This is a genomic window from Pseudoalteromonas sp. MB47 (genome assembly GCF_011319765.1).
Taxonomy (GTDB): Bacteria; Pseudomonadota; Gammaproteobacteria; order Enterobacterales; family Alteromonadaceae; genus Pseudoalteromonas; species Pseudoalteromonas simplex.
In genome coordinates this window covers 1-16,474 of sequence record NZ_VFBD01000023.1, presented here as the reverse complement: position 1 = coordinate 16,474, position 16,474 = coordinate 1, and the positions used below count along the sequence as shown (strand labels likewise).

Sequence of the window (16,474 nt, the reverse complement as noted above, 5' to 3'; positions counted from 1 at the left end):
ATTAAATAAGGTATTTTTACCTTAAATATAATAACTTACTTACGAAGTACTTTAACTTTCTCAACACTTGTGATTTGAGCTTCTACACGACGGTTTTGTGCGTGCGCTTCAAGTGTATAAGCTTCGTTTTTCAAACGCTCTTCACCATAGCCAACAGTAGAAATTCTATCAGAAGAAATACCGTCTTTAACTAGCTCTGCAGCTACATCTTTAGCACGCTTTTCAGAAAGCATCATATTGTAGTCAGCATCACCGACAGCTGATGCATGACCTTCAAGTACAACTGATGTGCCTTCATTTTCTTTCATAAATGCTGCAACATCAGCGATGTCGCTGAAGTATTTGTTTGGTACTTCTGCAACATCATGCGGGAAAGTAACAAGTAAAGTGATTGTTGCCTCTTTTTCTTCATAAAGAGTACAGCCTTTGCTATCAACAGCATCTGTCATCGGTGTGTTTGCACATTGATCATCAGCATCCATTACACCATCGTTATCACTGTCAGTTGGAGCCGCAACTACAGGAGCAGGCTCTACAGCAGCTGGAGCACTTTGGTCGCCAAAGATATAGCTAATACCTAGCTTAGCACCAACATCTGTGTAACCACGATCAAGACCTTGATATAAAGATGTTTCAGCGTTAAACGCAAAGTTATCTGTGAAATAGTGTTGGTAACCAGCACCTACGTTTGCAAACATTAGATCTTCGTCAAGCGCATCCAAATTTTTAAGACCGAAAATGCCGTAGAATGGGCCGCCACCTAAATGATATAACGCATCGATACCATAGCGCTTGCCACTTTCTGAACCACTTACAGATGTGCCGTCGTTAAGCTCTGCACTCCAATCGAAATCCATATCAGCATACTCTAAACGAGCACTCCAATAATCGCTAAAACGATAACCTAATTCTAGGCCCCAACCGGTTGAATCATCTACATCTAATCCACCAGGCGGATAATCGCGAACATTTTCCCAAGAGTTATCATAGTAATCGCCAAATGCGCCGATATAAAAACCTTCTTTATCAGCAGCGAAGCCTGTTGTACTAGTTGCAGCAAGTGCTAACGCAATAGTAAGTGATTTTAGTTTCATTATTTCCTTCCCATTTTCACAATAAAGCTATTAAAGCTAATGTATTTTGAGTACTTAAAACTATATAGCAGCTTAAAAACTAATTTAATGAAATTTTATAGGCGGCTACATTAAATATTTATTAAGATTTTATTCTTAATAAAAGCAACTCTGTTTAGTGGCAACTTATTCCGATTAAAAACCTTCAAACTACCAGCATAGTAGTAGAACACTACTTAAAGCAATAATTTACCTAAAATCAATGATACCACCAGTGATTATTCTGCTCAATCGGCGAACATTCAAAAGCGATAAATAACTTGCTTTCATTCAACGATGTAACTTTCACTTATGTACCGCAGAAGGTTTGATAGTTTTTGTCACCGTCATTTGGCGGCTCATACCAACGTTGATGCTCTTTACAGTACGCGTATGGCCTTGATATTAATGCTAAAAAATCATTGATGGATGAGCTAGTTCCTGTCTGCTCATACTCAGCCAAGATCCTTTCAATAGTATGATTACGTGGAATGACTGCAGGATTAACAGCGCGCATAGTTTCATAACTTTTAGACGAAATCCTCACGTTCCACTTTTTATGCCACTCTTTTAAACTAGTTGGAATTGCGAAATCCGCAAGTAAAGATTCAGTCAGAGCATTGAAAGTATTAGTATAATCGAGCTGATGTTGCTTCATTAAACCTAGCAACTCTGAAACTAAAGCATGATCGCCTTCGTGCTGACCAGCTAATCCTAATTTCTGCTGCCACATAGTATTAAATGCATCATTAAATTTAGCTGCAAAGCCATTTACAACCGGTGAGAGTTGTTCGACGGCACTCTCTTGATCAGCAAATAACGGAATTAAGCTTTCAGCCAAGCGTGCAATATTCCAATTAGCAATATTCGGTTGATTTCCAAATGCATAACGCCCTTGATGGTCAATCGAACTAAATACCGTGTCTAGGTCAAACTGATTCATCATCGCACAAGGGCCATAGTCAATGGTTTCACCACTAATCAAGGTATTATCTGTGTTCATCACACCGTGTATAAAGCCAATTCGCATCCAACTGATAACCAGCTCTATTTGCTTATCGAGTACAGCAGTTAAAAACTCAATATAACGCTGCTCACCCGTACTGCTAATGTAAGGAAAATGACAATTAATTGCGTAATCAACGAGCTTCTCTAGCCCTTCTATATCACCTTGTGTAGCTAAGTATTGAAATGAACCAACACGGATGTGACTTTGAGCTAGGCGAGTAACAACTGCCCCCGGGCGTGGTGGCTGACGATATACCGTTTCGCCAGTTGTAACCACAGCTAAACAGCGCGTAGTTGCGATGCCAAGCGCATGAAGTGCCTCACTCATAATGTACTCTCGAACAGCTGGACCAATGGCACAGCGACCATCACCACCGCGCGAGAACACTGTTGCTCCAGCGCCTTTTAGCTGCAAGTCCCACAATGTGCCATCTTTATCTGCAATAGCACCAAGTAAATGCGCTCTACCATCACCAAGACGCGGTGAAAAATGACCAAATTGATGACCTGAGTAACCAAGAGCAACCGGCGCAACGTCGTTATCTATCGTTGAACCAGATAGCAATTTAGCTAAAAATTCGCTGTCGTGTTTAATTGCGAAATTATCAGCTAGCTTGTCATTAAATAGCAGTAATTGCGGCTCGGCAACGGCGCTCGGCATATCCTTGATAGCAAGTAGTTCACTAATATCTGTGTATCGAGTTTGCAGTTTCATAACTGTCCTTAACGTGTTGCGACACCCACACGATTATCGCCTACACCATAGGCCACTAGTTGGCTTAGTGCCTGCAGGCTGTAACCGCTTTGCTGTTGTAATTCGTTGAAAAAATCTTGCGCTGCTTGCAGTGACTTTTTAGTTTGTAAGCCGCCATCTATCAACTCATGGGCACGCAAATAGGCTTCTACATCCCGAGAAAGTAAAAAAGTATCTTTACCAAGCGCTCGTAAAGCGTATGGGCCAGTATTTCCCCCTAAACGCGCACCATGCTTTTTAAGATAAGCCCACAAACCAATAATATTGTCAGTAGGCCAATCTGCAATAAATTGGCTAAAGCTGCCATGCTTCTCAGCAACTTCGTGGATCATGTACGCATTTTCTGGGATCGTTTGTACTTTTTTAAAATTACGAACAATTCGCTCATCACTGGCTTTTTGCTCGAGCATATCTGGCGGCATCATCAACAATTTTTCTACACTGAAATCCCAAAACACATCACGAAAACCAGCCCATTTATTATTGATAACAGACCAATAAAAACCGCTTTGAAAGACTTTACGCGTGAACTCTTCTAACCATAAATCGTCATGCATTTTAGCAATATCAGCATCGTCGAGCGGGTTTGATAACAGTGCTTGCAGCATTTCTTCACTGCCCTTTCGAGATACGGCTCGTTGATAAATATCGTTAAATTTTTCCATCATTTTTCCAATTGATTTGGTTAGCGCTAAGTGTACGTAAAAACACGGTTATACGTAACCATGTTGCAAATTCGGTCACTAAAAAACAAATTCCTCGCCTTGACACCTAGACGGCTAAAATGCTTTAATCGCTGCAAATACCCTATTTAACTATGTTGGCTTTAACCTTTAAAGCGAGCATAAAGGGCTGGAAGAGGTGCGTTATTCAGGTAGCGTATGGGAAGAGCACAGACTCTGTTGATCATACGTGAGGGGAATTAACGCCGAGAAGTAACACCGTTTGTGAGGTGCTTATTTCGGGCGACTGGGCTGAATCCCAGCGACTGTCACCAACAATAGCAAAGCGCTATTGATTAGTTTGGTGGAGAGCTTCTGGTCTTAGTATAATAAGGCCGTCGCGTCTTTATTATTTTAAGCCCATTCGCTCTTCGAATTATACCTTGTTCGAACGACGACATGCGGCTCCATTCAAATGTTCCCGCATAAACTCTTCGAATACCTTATAAGTTCGTGAGAGATGATCAACAATTTTGATTTAAACGACTATCCATTATGGACAGCGCTTGTCACGCCATTTTCTGAATCTGGCGAGGTCGATTACACGGCCCTTGAACAACTGGTCGCTGAGCAGCAAGATGCAAATAACGGCATTTTATTACTTGGCAGTACCGGTGAAGGACTGGCGCTTTCACTCAAAGAGCAACAAGCCATCGTGGAGCATGTTTGCCAATTAGCACCGAGTGTACCACTCATGGTTGCTGTGGGCGGCATGAACCTCAAGCAACAAGTTGCTTGGGTTGAATACTGCAACCAACTACCTATTCATGGCTATCTATTGGGCTCACCTCTGTATGCAAAACCTGGGGTAGTTGGCCAAACACATTGGTTTGAAAGCCTTCTTGATGCAAGTAATCACCCATGTATGCTGTATAACGTACCTGGACGCAGTGCAGTTGAGATTTCACCGCAGGTGATCAAAAACCTTGCTGACCACAAAAATCTTTGGGCTTTAAAAGAAGCCAGTGGCGACATTAGCAAATTTGAAGGCTTTAGAACGGCATCGCCAACACTGGCCATATTTAGTGGCGATGATGCTCTTATGCCGTATTTTGCTCAAGCAGGAGCAAAAGGTTTAGTTTCGGTTGCCGCGAATGCTTGGCCGAGTCAAACCCATGAGTTTGTTAAACGCAGTTTAAGTGGTCAATACCCAAATCTATTCACCGATTGGTCGCAAGCGATTCAAAGTTTATTCGCTGTGGCAAATCCAATCCCCGTAAAAGTACTGATGCACCTGCAAGGTAAAATAAATACCCCGCATTTACGTCCGCCGCTTACGCATTTAGAGCTTGAGCAAACAGACAGCATCACCCACGCAAACAACACAATTTTATCTTGGAACTAAAAACAGGTTTTATCATGAGCTGGTTAGAATTATTAAACAACTTAGAATCAGGCGCAGTTCGCGCGGCAACACAAGACGAGAACGGCAACTGGCACGCCAATGTTGAAGTTAAACAAGGCATTTTAGAAGCCTTTAAAAATGGCACAAACACTGAGTTCCCGGGTGGTTTTGTTGATAAGCACAACTTAGCTCCACAAGGCTTTGCAGCCGATGCTGGCGTGCGTATGGTACCAGGTGGTAGCAGTGTTCGTCGTGGCGCACACGTTGCTAAAGGCACCATTATCATGCCACCAGCATATGTAAATATTGGCGCGTTCATCGACGAAGGCACGATGGTCGACAGCCACGCATTAGTGGGTTCATGCGCACAAGTGGGTAAAAATGTTCATCTAAGTGCAGCAGTACAATTAGGTGGTGTGCTTGAGCCAATTGGTGCCAGCCCTGTGGTTATTGAAGATGACGCATTCATCGGTGCAGGCTGCGTTATTGTTGAAGGTGTGGTTGTGGAAAGAGGTGCTGTACTTGCGCCGGGTGTACGCTTATCGGCAACCATTCCTGTTTACGATTGCGTTAACGAGCGCCAGCTAGACAAAGGTGAAGCCATCCCAGAAAACGCGATTGTGATCCCTGGCTCTCGCCCAGCTTCAAATGCATGGGCTCGTGAACAAGGTCTTAGCATGTCGTGTGCATTGATCGTGAAATACCGTGATGAACAAAGCGATGCATCATTACTGTTAGAAGAGGTTTTACGTTAATGAGCTTTTTGAGCACGCCCATCAAGCAAGCGGTTGAGCAAGTTTCAACGCATCTTGATACGCCATTTTTCATCTATGATTTAGATAAATTAACTGCACATTTAAATCAACTGACTGCGCAAACCGATGTAAAACTTTGGTATGCCGTTAAGGCCAACCCACTGTCTCGCATTATTCAATGTTTAGACAGCGCAGGGTTTAACTTTGATGTTGCAAGTAAAGGTGAACTTGAGCAAGTACTTGCTCAAGGCATCGATAGCGAGCGCGTGCTCAACACAGGGCCTGCAAAAAGCCCTGCACAAATTTCACATTTTATTGCTCGCGGCGTACGTACTTTTGTGGCCGAGAGCATTAACCAAGTGCGCTGGTTAAACGAACAAGCAACAAAAGCAAATTGTCAGCTGCAAGTTCTATTGCGTGTTCAACTTCGTTGGCCAGACAGCGAAAAGAATCCACTCGGTGGTGATAGCCTCACCCCCTTTGGTTTAGGCTGCGATGAATGGCAAGCACTTACTGCAAGTGATTACCCTGCTCTTAGCTTTGATGGTCTGCATATTTTCCAATGGGGCAATATGCTGAGCACTGACAAGCTCGCCGAGCTATGGCGCGCGATGATTGCGCCACTGCAACAGCTAGCACGCTCATTAAACATTAACCTTAATATTCTCGACTTAGGGGGTGGCTTAGGCATTCCTTATACTCAAGATGCTAACCGACTCGATTGGTCTGCACTTATTGAGACTTTGGCTAGCATTAAAGCAGATGCCGGTGTCAAAGAGCTTTGGATGGAACTTGGCCGCTATGCGGTGGGCGAATGCGGCCATTACGCAACGCCAGTGGTTGAGCGTAAAGTAAATTACAATCAACAGCAGGTGATTTTATCAGGCGGTATTAACCATTTACTTCGCCCAGCTGTGACAAGCCAAGATTTCCCTGCGGCCTTACTTCGCGAATCGACGGCTGAGCCTGCGGCAATGACTTTATACGGCCCGCTTTGCACCGCCCTTGATTGCTTAGGTGAACACCAATTAGCGAGCGATTTAAATGAGCAAGACTGGTTGGTATTCAGCCAATGTGGCGCGTATGGCTTTACCGAAAGTATGCCGTACTTTTTATGCCACGAATTAGCCGCTGAATACATCCTTGAACAAGGCAATATTGAGTGCATTCGTAGCGCTGAAGATGCCAGCTATTATTTAAGGTAATCGCCATGAGTAAAGAATTAATCAGCCAAGAGAATATTGTGGTTGGCGAGATTGCCAACGGCCTACCTCTGACAATCCCAGTGTATCGCTTAAAAGGGGATGGCACAGGCCCAAACGTGTATATACAAGCCAATATGCACGGCGCTGAAGTACAAGGTAATGCAGTAATTTATCAATTGCTTGAGCAGCTAAAATCACTCAAGCTGCGTGGCGATATTACCCTAGTGCCTTATGCCAACCCTATTGGTTGCAATCAAAAATCAGGTGAGTTTACTTTAGGTCGCTTCGATCCAATTACGGGCACCAACTGGAACCGCATGTACCGCTTTAATAAAGCGTTACCGTCACAGATTGCTGAACAGCACAAAGACTGTGATGATGCGACCCTTAAAGCGGCGTTTAAACAGGCACTCGTTGCTGACATCGATAGTCAATTAACAGGCCCTGATTACAGCCTAACAACGGGTAAGCGTATTGCCCTTAACTTGCAAAAGCTTGCCCATCAGGCAGATATTGTTTTAGACCTTCACACCGGGCCTATCTCGAGTAAGCACTTATATTGCCCTGAATACGCCAAAGACAGCGCAAGCTACTTCAACATCGAGCATGTGTTACTGATCCCAAGTGATTTTGATGGCGCGATGGATGAAGCGAGTTTCTGCCCATGGTGGTCACTATCTGAAGAGCTTGGCAAACAAGGCCGTGAATTTGCTGTTCAAGTCGAAGCATTCACTGTTGAACTTGGTAGCCAAGAAAAAATCGATTTAAGTGCGGCACTTGAAGATGCAAATAGCATTTTAAGTTACCTCAATCACAAAGAGGTATTAGTTGATGCTGCGTATCATCCAAAAGCGATGACACGCTATGCCTGCATGCTTGAAGATTATGTAGCTTACTATGCACCTATGGGTGGCATGGTTGAATACCTTGCCCCACTGGGCGGCCATATTAAAGCTGGTGAGCCTATCGCCCATATTTTAAGAATGGAGCGCTACCTTTCTGAGCAGCCGCTACAAACATTAAGTTTTGATAAAGACGCCATTGCTATTTTGCATTTTGCTTCAGCAAGCGTGAATCAAGGTACCGAACTTTATAAGTTTTTTACCAACGTATTTGAGCTATAAGCTCATCCCTTCTCATTGCGTGAGAGTCAACGGCTTATGCTCTTAGGCCGTTACAGCAGGGCTCCAAGCTTAGCTTGGGGCTCTCTATTTACCTAAAATTTCAACAATTCAGTACAAGTTCACGGTTACTTATGTAAAAATCGTTATAATTATACCTACTTACAAGTCTACTGAAAGGGAACTGCAATGGGATGGCGCATTTGGCTGGCAGCCGCAGGCTTATTTTCTGTACCTGTATTTGCTCAAACTGAACAACCACAAACTAACGAACAAGATGATGCACTAGAACTCGTAAAGCAGTGTATTTTGAACGAAGCTATTGGCGGTGACGGCAAGCAAACACTCGAAGAACTTCGTAAAAAGTGCTCTGATTTAGATGAAAGCAAAAAGCTCACCGCTTTAGACAAACGTAAAGCCCGTGAAGAAGTAAGCAAGAAAAACCGTAATGTGATCACCCCACATAAGCGTAACTATATTTTACCGCTTTCTTACGTATCTAATCCGAATGAGCGCCCTTTTGATGGCCTAAAAGACCTCGCTGAAGAAGTCGATGGCGAGCCACTTGATAATCTTGAAGTAAAATATCAATTATCAATCAAAGTGCCTATCTTCGAAGGCTTCTCAGATAAAGACCAAGGCGTATTTTTTGCATTTACCATGCAATCGTTTTGGCAGTTTTATAACAAAGATATTTCATCGCCGTTTCGTGAAACAAACTACGAACCAGAGATCTTCTGGGTGAACTACCTTGATCCTGAGCATGTGCTTTGGGGCGATGAAATGGCGATTGCAATTGGTGCTTCACATCAATCTAATGGCCGCAGCCAGCCTAATTCACGTTCGTGGAACCGTATTTATGCTGACTTCTTATGGGAAAAAGATGGCTTTGTATTTAGCTTTAAGCCTTGGTACCGCATTCCTGAAGATAAAAAAGATGATGAACTAGAAGCTAAAGGTGATGACAACCCTGATATCTACAAATACATGGGTTACTTTGAATTCTCGGGTGCATACCGTTACAACGAGCATGAGTTTAGCTTTATGACCCGTAATAACTTAAATTCAGATAACCGTGGTGCAATTCAATTAGATTGGTCTTTCCCTCTTTGGGGCCGATTACGTGGCTACGCACAATACTTCAATGGTTATGGCGAGAGCTTAATTGATTACAACGCTGATATTGAACGTTTTGGTGTGGGTATTCTGTTAACTGACTTGCTTTAATTGTTATGTTAACTGACTTGCTTTAACTTAAAGAGCGAGCTTTAATTAGCTCGCTCTGAATATTCGTTATTTTTTAACGATGAAGTGACCTTCAAATTCTGCCACTAACACATCACCATCGTATACATTTACTGGCACATGGTAGCTTGCTTTACCACTGTCTTCTAAATCAACTAACTTGCCTTTACAACCAGCCAACTCAACACTCCCGCGAGGATCGTTATTCAGTGGTTTAAGGTATTTAATGTTGGCATCTGCTAACACGATATTCCCTTCAAGGCCAGCTTCTTTAAGCGCTAGGTAAGTTGCGCCCCAGCCTGTTAAGGTCGCTAAACTATAAATCGAGCCGGCAAACATAGTGTTATGAAGATTTAAGTTCGCATCTAGATCAGCGCGCGTAGTAAACTGCCAATCGGTATAGCTTTCTACTTTAATTCCCATTGCATCACTGATAGGGATCGACTCACGCCACGTATTTTGTAGTACTTGTGTCCAGTTTGGATGACGGAACCAACCCGGCTCAGAGGGTTTTTGTTTTACCATTTTCCAATGCTGTACATCGTCATAGGCAAGGTGTGCTTTTTCTTTTAATTCGTAGCCATGACGCTTATAGAAATCAAGGGCTCGCTCACGAGCAAACAATACCAGTTCATCTGCATCTTGAGTCCATGCGATTTTTTCTAATTCATGTAATAAACGGCTACCAATATGCTGGTTACGATTACCTTCAGCAACCGCCATATAACGAACTTGCGCTTGCTGATGATTATTAAAATGCAGGCGAGCTACGCCTAATACTTCGCCATCATTATTTTTGATAAAGCGGTGCTCTGCGTCTTGCTCTAAGTCATCTTGTTCAGAACCGCGCGGCTCGCCCCAGGGTGCTCTTAAAACCTGCCAACGTAATGAATAGTATGCTTGCCAATCTTCGCTGCTTTGCGGGGTGGTCACTTTAAACATAAAAACTCCTGTGATAATTCAGCCACGGGTCTGTTGTTTTTCTGTCGTGGCCTTTGCAATGCGGATTACGATACGCGATCTTCTATCAAGTTGGAATAATACTTTGGTGACCCAGCCTAAATTATTATTCATGGCTGTAAAAACTAATGCACAATTGCACTTTATGCTTACTGGTCTATGCTGAAATAATTGTCTAATTATTATAATAACACGCTAAAGGCCCGAAATATGGAACATTTTCTTGAACCCAGTGGCGCAGTAAAACATAGTTTTATTGAGGACTGTCACCGATTAGGGCAGCTCATTTATTGGCATAAACAAGGCAATTACAGTATTCAAGTTAGGCAACTTAACCAATTACGCTGGTTACTGATCAACGAAACCCTGCAATCGGTCATTGAAAAACGCCGACCTGCCAGATTACTTTTCCCTCATTTACAATACCTTGCAAAGCTTTGGCAAGACTTAGAGGAACCGAAAAAGATTTTAGAATTAGGCCTAGGTGGTGGTGCTATTCGTAACTACTTACAGCACACCTACCCTGATAGCCAACTGACATCGGTTGATAAAAACCCCGACATAATTCACTGCTATAAACGTTACTTTGGTGGCGACCATGCCAGTAACCTGCACTGTTTTGATGCGCAGCAAGTATTAGAGCAAAACAACGAATACAATTGGATCATCTTAGATTTATTCAGTGAGGTAGATGCACCATTATTTTTATACAAGCACCTGTTTTACACCAAACTAAGAGCAGCGATGGCAAAAGATGGCTTGTTGTTCATTAATTTTTTATCTAATCACCCATCGCAACTAAAGCAACTTGAGCACCTGCTAATCACCGAGTTTGGCAAGCGCCCAAGCATTGTAAAAATCCCCGACTACGTGAATCATATCGTGATGATCAAAAAGTAGCTGTCTATTACACAGATAAATTAAAAGTAACGGGACCATCGTTACATAGGCTTACTTGCATATCAGCACCAAATTGCCCTGTAGCCACTGTTAAGCCTGCTTTTTTAGCCTCTGCAATAAAATACTCATAGAGCGTATTGGCTTGTTCTGGCGTGCCAGCACTTGAAAAGCTTGGACGCATGCCCTTTTTGGTGTCGGCTGCTAAGGTAAACTGCGAAACCACTAAAAGCTCACCTTTGATATCGTTCAAACTTAAGTTCATCTTTCCTTGTTCATCGGTAAAAATGCGGTAATTGCTGACTTTGTGTAAAAGCTTCTGGGCGCTTTGCTCGGTATCCTGTTTTTCAACACCTAATAGCAGCAAAATACCTTGTGAAATTTCACCCACTACTTCGCCTGCCACTTCTACTTTTGCTTGTTTTACTCTTTGAATTAAGCCTTGCATTGATCCCTCGATAACTTGATATACATTAAATCTGCGGCACGTCGCATTGCCGCCAAATATACCTGATTATCGCTGCTGTGCCCAATGCCATCTAAAATCAATAATTGTGCATTTAACTGCTCAGCAAGCTGCTGTACGGCACTATATCGACAAATCAAATCGGCGCGGCCATGAATAAACCAAATCGGTAAATGAGTCAGTAAATGTACATTTTCTGCGATAAAGCCTTCTTCAATGAAACAGTGATGACGAAAGTAATGCACCATTAACCTTGCTTGATTTAACCCGACATGGGGCTCCTGTAAACTCCAGTTTGTCAAAGGCTCACCATGACACAATACCTGCTCCCAATGACACCATAACTTGGCAAATTTACTAGCTTTAATTTGATCGTCACTGTTTAGTTGCTGCTGATAAAAGTCGAGTAAGGCGTGCCAATCAGTGTAATTATGTGCAAATTCATTAAAGCATTCAGGGTAAAAATGCGCGCCGGCTCCTTTTGTTGTGTAAAGCCACTCGAAGTCACTGTTACAAGCTAAAAAGCTAGCCCGTAAAATAAGCCCTGCAACATGCTTTTGGTGATGAATAGCATAGACAAGTGCCAAAGTGGCACCCCATGACTCACCACACACCAGCCACTTTTCAATACCCAGTTGCTGGCGTAAATACTCGAGATCGGCAACTAATTCTGAGGTGGTATTGGTTGAACTATCATGGGGTGTTGAGTGACCGCAACCGCGCTGACTGAACATGATCACTCGAAAACGTTCTAAGTCGAAAAAGCGGCAATTTTCAGGGCATAGACCCGCACCAGGACCGCCATGGCATAACACCACAGCAATCCCTGTAGACGCACCATATTCTTGCACATGGATTTGATGACCATCGCCAACACTTAAGTGATAATCACGGTTGGCAACATATTGTGGATGTAACTGCACCTCGCTCTCCTTAGGTGCAGTGAATTTAAACCTCTATATCAGGCGTGTCCTCGATATTCTCAGGGCTGATACATACAGTAAATTCTGCACCGAGTAATACGACAATCCACGACAAATACACCCATACAAATAAAATAGGGATTGTCGCCAACGCCCCATAAATAACTTCGTATGATGGGAAGTGGCTGATGTACAAAGCAAAGCCTTTTTTTGTCAGCTCAAACAACATAGCTGCAAACAAAGCGCCCGGAATTGCCGCTCTAAATGGAACTCGTGTGTTAGGAACTAAAGTATAGAGCATAATGAAGCCAATCATTGAAATTATGTAAGGTAATAGTTTCAATAAAAAGCCGCTAAAGCCGGGAATGCCTTGATCGGCAAACGACACTAACGACACAATATATGAAGTAACACCAATACTAGCCCCTAATAACACCGGGCCTAGGCTGAGCACCATCCAATAAACGGCAAACGAAATCATCATTGGGCGCTTTTTCTTTATACGCCAAATTCGATTTAATGTAGCATCGACATTGCGAATAAGTAACAAGGATACCGCCGCTAAAAAGCCCACACCGACGGCAGTCATTTTATTCGCATTACCGGCAAAAGCGCTGATATGCTCTTTAATTACATCTGTAGAGGTCGGCACAAGATTAGTAAACAAGAAGTTTTCTATGGTTACCAAGGTGCTTTCGAAACCTGGGAAAGCAGAAAAAATAGCCACACCAACTGCCACTAAAGGCACGATTGATAATAAGGTTACATAAGCCAAATAACCCGCATTGACTGTGATTTGATCGTCAATACAACGATTGAGATACTGCATCCACCAAGCAGGTTGTTGTTTTAAGAAAATGCTTATTTGCAGCTTATACCGACTGAGCTTCTCGTCCATAGAATCTAATTTCTGCTAAAATGTTTTGATAATCATAGCAATCCACCACATAATTTGAAATGACAGGTACCTAAAAAGGATTCTCAATGAAAAAACTGACACTTTTAAGTGCACCACTATTTGCAGTTACAATGGCATTATCGGGCTGCCAGTCAGCTTATTACTCAGCCATGGAGTCTGTCGGTGTGCATAAACGCGACATTTTAGTGGACCGCGTAGAAGAAACAAAAGAAGCACAGCAAGAGTCACAAGAAGAGTTTCAATCAGCACTAGACAGATTAACCACGCTGATCAACTTTGATGGTGGTGAGCTACAAGATGCCTACAATCAACTGAATGATGATTACGAGTCGAGCTTAGCTGCAGCGAACGACGTTACAAACAATATCAATAAAGTAGAAGATGTAGCTGAGGCACTGTTTGATGAATGGGCCGACGAGCTAGAACAATACAAAAGCGCCTCACTAAAACGTGAAAGCAGCAAAAAGCTCAATGCAACTAAGCGCCAGTTTGATCAACTACTTCGCTCAATGCGCAGTGCAGAAAGCAAAATGGAGCCGGTGTTATCATCTTTACATGACAATGTTTTGTACTTAAAACATAACCTAAACGCACAGGCTGTTACAGCTATCAAAGGTGAGTTCACAAATCTTAAACGGGATATTAAAGTGTTAATGGACGATATGAACAAATCAATTGAAGACTCGAATAAGTTCATTGAGCAAATGAATAAAGCGGGCTAATCAGCTCAAGCTATTAATATCTAAGCCTACTTAAACGTAGGCTTTTTTGTGTAACCTCTTGTTACTTTTTAATGATTTATCTTAATTTTTATTTTGCTAAACTCACGGCAAAGAATAAAAAGTAAGCATAGTATGTATTTAAAAACACTCTCAACACTTATTGCAGCAGCACTTATAAGCGCATGTAGCAACTCAAATACAGTGAATGTTATTGCCGGTGAAGGCACTATAACCCCATTAAAAACTGAAGGTGACTTCGAAGGTCGCTACCACAACCTTTATCCGGGTGATAAAGAATACCCAACAACCTGTACAGACAATTGCTATGAACCATCAGAGCTACTTATATGTGATGACAGCAATTCTCAGTGCCAATATCAAGCAGAACAAATAGTTCCAGCAACAAATACAGGGTTTATAGTCCGTTGGTTAGGTCATGCAGGCTTTTATATTCAATCACCAAATGGTGAACAACTGTTGTTTGACCCTGTTAAAGATCAGTTTGACTCACCCGTAGACTTGGCCTTTAAACTTGCTGGTGGCAGTTATCGTAAGCCCGGATTTTGGCCTACTAAGTCAGAGCTCGAAGGTTTAAACGCGGTAATGTACTCACACATTCACTATGACCATTTTAATAAAGCAGATATCGAAGAAATTGGTAATGCTCCCCGCTATTTAGTGCCACTAGGCTTTGCAGATAATTTTCCGACTGGTGGCTTTAATATTTCAGAGATGGCGTGGTATGCAAGTACACAAATTAATGACCTAACGATTCATTCGGTGCCGGCCCATCATTTTAGCAGTCGCATTATGGTGCCTTTCATTTACGACGACCACAATAAAGACTTATGGAATGGTTGGTTACTTGAGCAAAATGGTAAGACCTTGTTTTTTGCTGGTGATACCGGTTACTCAAAACACTTTCTAGATATTAAGCAAAAATACGGCGAGATTGATGTGTGCTTAATGCCAATTGCTTCCTACTACCATGAAGAAGATGGTAAGTGGTATCGTTATGTTCATACTACACCTGAAGATGCATTAAACGCGGCAGAAGAGTTAAGCTGTAAAGTGATGATCCCATGGGGTTACGGCAACTCAAGCTGGCAAATGGGTGACCATTCAAGTCATTCGGCATTACTTAGGTTGTTAAATATGCAAAAGCAGATGAACAGCCAAGTTCCGGTTTATATAATGAACGAAGGAGAGCAAATCTCGCTTTAAAGGTACGGGCTAATATTAAATAACTTTATCCAGCATGGAGTCTCGCAAAGCAAGCATCAATTTGTGAGCACTTCCTGCTGACATTGCTAATGGATTAAAATCGCTAGTACCTGAGTATTTAATATTTAATGGCGTTGTTAGTTTTGAATATGGTATGTACCCCATCGACCACTTTTCGAATTCCCGCTCTGCAATTTCGCAATAGTTCAGCATGATAATGTTGCGATGCCTTTTATCATTCAAAATACGATGATACGTTGCATTCACTGCTTTTCGCGATCCTTCAAGACACTGCATAAAATGAGTACTATTAAAACAAAGTAGCCCTGTTACATTACATTCAGCATTTTTCTTTTTCGCCTTTTCGAGAATATCCTCAATATCATTAGGCCCAAACCCATCGCTAATTTCACTTGTATAAATCAGTCTAACTAAATACATCTTACTCTCCTGCAAGTTGGATTTAGAAAAGATAGTACAGATGGGGGAGTTAGTAAAAAGTGGTTAGTGGTTAGTGGTTAGTGGTTAGAACAAAGTAAAATACATTCCTCAACAACAAGATTGTTTGTGTAATTACATAAAAAATAAAACCACCCTCTCGATCAACTGATATCTGACTTCTGAAATCTAACTTCTCGATTTTTTACGGCTGACTGATCTGACTCCATAAAAGTAGACACCTTTTTGGAGTCAGTAATCATGAAAGTAAAGTCACAGCGTAGATATTCCCTCGAATTTAAAATAAAAGTCGTTCAAGAGTCGTTAGACACCACAGATACAGTTAAGATGGTCGCTAATAAGTACGGTATTCATCCTGACATGCTATCAAGTTGGAGAAGTCACATGACCTCGAAAAAGAAAACGGCAAAGCCACTAAAGAACCAAGGCCCTGACAAATCATACACAGATTTAGAACGCCAAATTCGCAAGCTTGAGAAGCAACTCGAAGATGCTCAGTTGGAGAATGACGTTTTAAAAAAGGCGAAGGTCTACTTCGACAGCCTAAAAGAATAAGGTTCGAATATATCCACAAGGTCACAGACGCCAAACGCACAGTGAAGAAGTTGTGCAGTTGGTTATCTGTGTCGCCGGCTGG

At 42.2% G+C, this 16,474-nt stretch carries 17 protein-coding genes and 1 riboswitch; of the genes, 9 read left to right on the top strand and 8 right to left on the bottom strand.

From position 1 onward, the window contains the following. Positions 1-35: 35 nt before the first annotated feature. From IMPJCBKJ_RS13125 to IMPJCBKJ_RS13115, 3 genes are all read right to left on the bottom strand, one after another. Positions 36-1,094 carry an OmpA family protein gene (locus tag IMPJCBKJ_RS13125; protein ID WP_166340653.1) on the bottom strand — a complete coding sequence of 353 codons (1,059 nt, stop codon included), beginning with the start codon at positions 1,092-1,094 and terminating at the stop codon, positions 36-38. A 328-nt stretch (positions 1,095-1,422) separates the two neighbouring features. Next, positions 1,423-2,835 carry a protein adenylyltransferase SelO family protein gene (locus IMPJCBKJ_RS13120; RefSeq protein WP_166340652.1) on the bottom strand — a complete coding sequence of 471 codons (1,413 nt, stop codon included), beginning with the start codon at positions 2,833-2,835 and terminating at the stop codon, positions 1,423-1,425. 8 nt (positions 2,836-2,843) lie between these two features. Continuing rightward, entirely contained in the window at positions 2,844-3,539 is a 696-nt protein-coding gene (locus IMPJCBKJ_RS13115) for a DNA-3-methyladenine glycosylase I (RefSeq protein ID WP_054552407.1), read from the bottom strand. 183 nt (positions 3,540-3,722) lie between these two features. Next, positions 3,723-3,919: riboswitch (Lysine riboswitch) on the top strand. A 137-nt stretch (positions 3,920-4,056) separates the two neighbouring features. Here IMPJCBKJ_RS13115 and dapA point away from each other — a divergent pair. From dapA to IMPJCBKJ_RS13090, 5 genes are all read left to right on the top strand, one after another. Beyond that, a complete protein-coding gene (gene dapA, locus IMPJCBKJ_RS13110) occupies positions 4,057-4,941 on the top strand; it encodes a 4-hydroxy-tetrahydrodipicolinate synthase (RefSeq protein WP_138602467.1) in 885 nt (294 codons plus the stop codon). A gap of 14 nt (positions 4,942-4,955) precedes the next feature. Further along, positions 4,956-5,696, top strand: coding sequence for a 2,3,4,5-tetrahydropyridine-2,6-dicarboxylate N-succinyltransferase (locus IMPJCBKJ_RS13105; protein WP_166340651.1), 741 nt, complete (start codon positions 4,956-4,958; stop codon positions 5,694-5,696). Then, positions 5,696-6,901 carry a PLP-dependent decarboxylase gene (locus tag IMPJCBKJ_RS13100; protein ID WP_166340650.1) on the top strand — a complete coding sequence of 402 codons (1,206 nt, stop codon included), beginning with the start codon at positions 5,696-5,698 and terminating at the stop codon, positions 6,899-6,901. The genes IMPJCBKJ_RS13105 and IMPJCBKJ_RS13100 overlap by 1 nt, the downstream gene beginning before the upstream one ends. 5 nt (positions 6,902-6,906) lie before the next feature. Then, the gene (locus IMPJCBKJ_RS13095) at positions 6,907-8,025 is read left to right on the top strand and encodes a succinylglutamate desuccinylase/aspartoacylase family protein (RefSeq protein ID WP_166340649.1); all 1,119 of its coding nucleotides are present in this window, start codon (positions 6,907-6,909) and stop codon (positions 8,023-8,025) included. A gap of 186 nt (positions 8,026-8,211) precedes the next feature. Beyond that, positions 8,212-9,249, top strand: coding sequence for a phospholipase A (locus tag IMPJCBKJ_RS13090; protein ID WP_138602473.1), 1,038 nt, complete (start codon positions 8,212-8,214; stop codon positions 9,247-9,249). 66 nt (positions 9,250-9,315) lie between these two features. Here IMPJCBKJ_RS13090 and IMPJCBKJ_RS13085 read toward each other — a convergent pair whose 3' ends face one another. Then, positions 9,316-10,209 carry a bifunctional GNAT family N-acetyltransferase/hotdog fold thioesterase gene (locus tag IMPJCBKJ_RS13085; RefSeq protein WP_166340648.1) on the bottom strand — a complete coding sequence of 298 codons (894 nt, stop codon included), beginning with the start codon at positions 10,207-10,209 and terminating at the stop codon, positions 9,316-9,318. Between the two features lie 228 nt (positions 10,210-10,437). Between IMPJCBKJ_RS13085 and IMPJCBKJ_RS13080 the strand changes: the two genes are divergently transcribed. Continuing rightward, positions 10,438-11,127 (top strand): SAM-dependent methyltransferase, encoded by a 690-nt coding sequence (locus IMPJCBKJ_RS13080; RefSeq protein WP_138618022.1) that lies wholly within the window; start codon positions 10,438-10,440, stop codon positions 11,125-11,127. Between the two features lie 7 nt (positions 11,128-11,134). Here the strand turns inward: IMPJCBKJ_RS13080 and dtd are convergent, their stop codons facing one another. The 3 genes from dtd to IMPJCBKJ_RS13065 are packed head-to-tail and all read right to left on the bottom strand — an operon-like array spanning position 11,135 to position 13,411. Beyond that, positions 11,135-11,572, bottom strand: coding sequence for a D-aminoacyl-tRNA deacylase (gene dtd / locus IMPJCBKJ_RS13075; protein WP_130167197.1), 438 nt, complete (start codon positions 11,570-11,572; stop codon positions 11,135-11,137). After that, the gene (locus tag IMPJCBKJ_RS13070) at positions 11,560-12,513 is read right to left on the bottom strand and encodes an alpha/beta fold hydrolase (protein WP_166340647.1); all 954 of its coding nucleotides are present in this window, start codon (positions 12,511-12,513) and stop codon (positions 11,560-11,562) included. The genes dtd and IMPJCBKJ_RS13070 overlap by 13 nt, the downstream gene beginning before the upstream one ends. 25 nt (positions 12,514-12,538) lie before the next feature. Continuing rightward, positions 12,539-13,411 (bottom strand): virulence factor BrkB family protein, encoded by an 873-nt coding sequence (locus IMPJCBKJ_RS13065; RefSeq protein ID WP_054552397.1) that lies wholly within the window; start codon positions 13,409-13,411, stop codon positions 12,539-12,541. An 86-nt stretch (positions 13,412-13,497) separates the two neighbouring features. Between IMPJCBKJ_RS13065 and IMPJCBKJ_RS13060 the strand changes: the two genes are divergently transcribed. Both IMPJCBKJ_RS13060 and IMPJCBKJ_RS13055 read left to right on the top strand, forming a co-directional pair. Further along, entirely contained in the window at positions 13,498-14,154 is a 657-nt protein-coding gene (locus IMPJCBKJ_RS13060) for a DUF2959 domain-containing protein (RefSeq protein ID WP_054552396.1), read from the top strand. A gap of 132 nt (positions 14,155-14,286) precedes the next feature. Then, a complete protein-coding gene (locus IMPJCBKJ_RS13055) occupies positions 14,287-15,378 on the top strand; it encodes an MBL fold metallo-hydrolase (RefSeq protein WP_166340646.1) in 1,092 nt (363 codons plus the stop codon). Positions 15,379-15,393: 15 nt separating this feature from the next. Here the strand turns inward: IMPJCBKJ_RS13055 and IMPJCBKJ_RS13050 are convergent, their stop codons facing one another. After that, positions 15,394-15,819: a BLUF domain-containing protein gene (locus tag IMPJCBKJ_RS13050; protein WP_054552394.1), complete on the bottom strand. Its 426-nt coding sequence runs from the start codon at positions 15,817-15,819 to the stop codon at positions 15,394-15,396. Positions 15,820-16,077: 258 nt separating this feature from the next. On the opposite strand from IMPJCBKJ_RS13050, the gene IMPJCBKJ_RS13045 reads away from it, so the two are divergent. Next, positions 16,078-16,392 (top strand): transposase, encoded by a 315-nt coding sequence (locus IMPJCBKJ_RS13045; protein WP_138600120.1) that lies wholly within the window; start codon positions 16,078-16,080, stop codon positions 16,390-16,392. The last annotated feature ends 82 nt before the right edge of the window (positions 16,393-16,474 follow it).

Coding starts and splice junctions, on each gene's coding strand:
- IMPJCBKJ_RS13125 (WP_166340653.1), bottom strand. CDS start 1,094: ATGAAACTAAAATCACTTACTATTGCGTTAGCACTTGCTGCAACTAGT.
- IMPJCBKJ_RS13120 (WP_166340652.1), bottom strand. CDS start 2,835: ATGAAACTGCAAACTCGATACACAGATATTAGTGAACTACTTGCTATC.
- IMPJCBKJ_RS13115 (WP_054552407.1), bottom strand. CDS start 3,539: ATGGAAAAATTTAACGATATTTATCAACGAGCCGTATCTCGAAAGGGC.
- dapA (WP_138602467.1), top strand. CDS start 4,057: ATGATCAACAATTTTGATTTAAACGACTATCCATTATGGACAGCGCTT.
- IMPJCBKJ_RS13105 (WP_166340651.1), top strand. CDS start 4,956: ATGAGCTGGTTAGAATTATTAAACAACTTAGAATCAGGCGCAGTTCGC.
- IMPJCBKJ_RS13100 (WP_166340650.1), top strand. CDS start 5,696: ATGAGCTTTTTGAGCACGCCCATCAAGCAAGCGGTTGAGCAAGTTTCA.
- IMPJCBKJ_RS13095 (WP_166340649.1), top strand. CDS start 6,907: ATGAGTAAAGAATTAATCAGCCAAGAGAATATTGTGGTTGGCGAGATT.
- IMPJCBKJ_RS13090 (WP_138602473.1), top strand. CDS start 8,212: ATGGGATGGCGCATTTGGCTGGCAGCCGCAGGCTTATTTTCTGTACCT.
- IMPJCBKJ_RS13085 (WP_166340648.1), bottom strand. CDS start 10,209: ATGTTTAAAGTGACCACCCCGCAAAGCAGCGAAGATTGGCAAGCATAC.
- IMPJCBKJ_RS13080 (WP_138618022.1), top strand. CDS start 10,438: ATGGAACATTTTCTTGAACCCAGTGGCGCAGTAAAACATAGTTTTATT.
- dtd (WP_130167197.1), bottom strand. CDS start 11,572: ATGCAAGGCTTAATTCAAAGAGTAAAACAAGCAAAAGTAGAAGTGGCA.
- IMPJCBKJ_RS13065 (WP_054552397.1), bottom strand. CDS start 13,411: ATGGACGAGAAGCTCAGTCGGTATAAGCTGCAAATAAGCATTTTCTTA.
- IMPJCBKJ_RS13060 (WP_054552396.1), top strand. CDS start 13,498: ATGAAAAAACTGACACTTTTAAGTGCACCACTATTTGCAGTTACAATG.
- IMPJCBKJ_RS13055 (WP_166340646.1), top strand. CDS start 14,287: ATGTATTTAAAAACACTCTCAACACTTATTGCAGCAGCACTTATAAGC.
- IMPJCBKJ_RS13050 (WP_054552394.1), bottom strand. CDS start 15,819: ATGTATTTAGTTAGACTGATTTATACAAGTGAAATTAGCGATGGGTTT.
- IMPJCBKJ_RS13045 (WP_138600120.1), top strand. CDS start 16,078: ATGAAAGTAAAGTCACAGCGTAGATATTCCCTCGAATTTAAAATAAAA.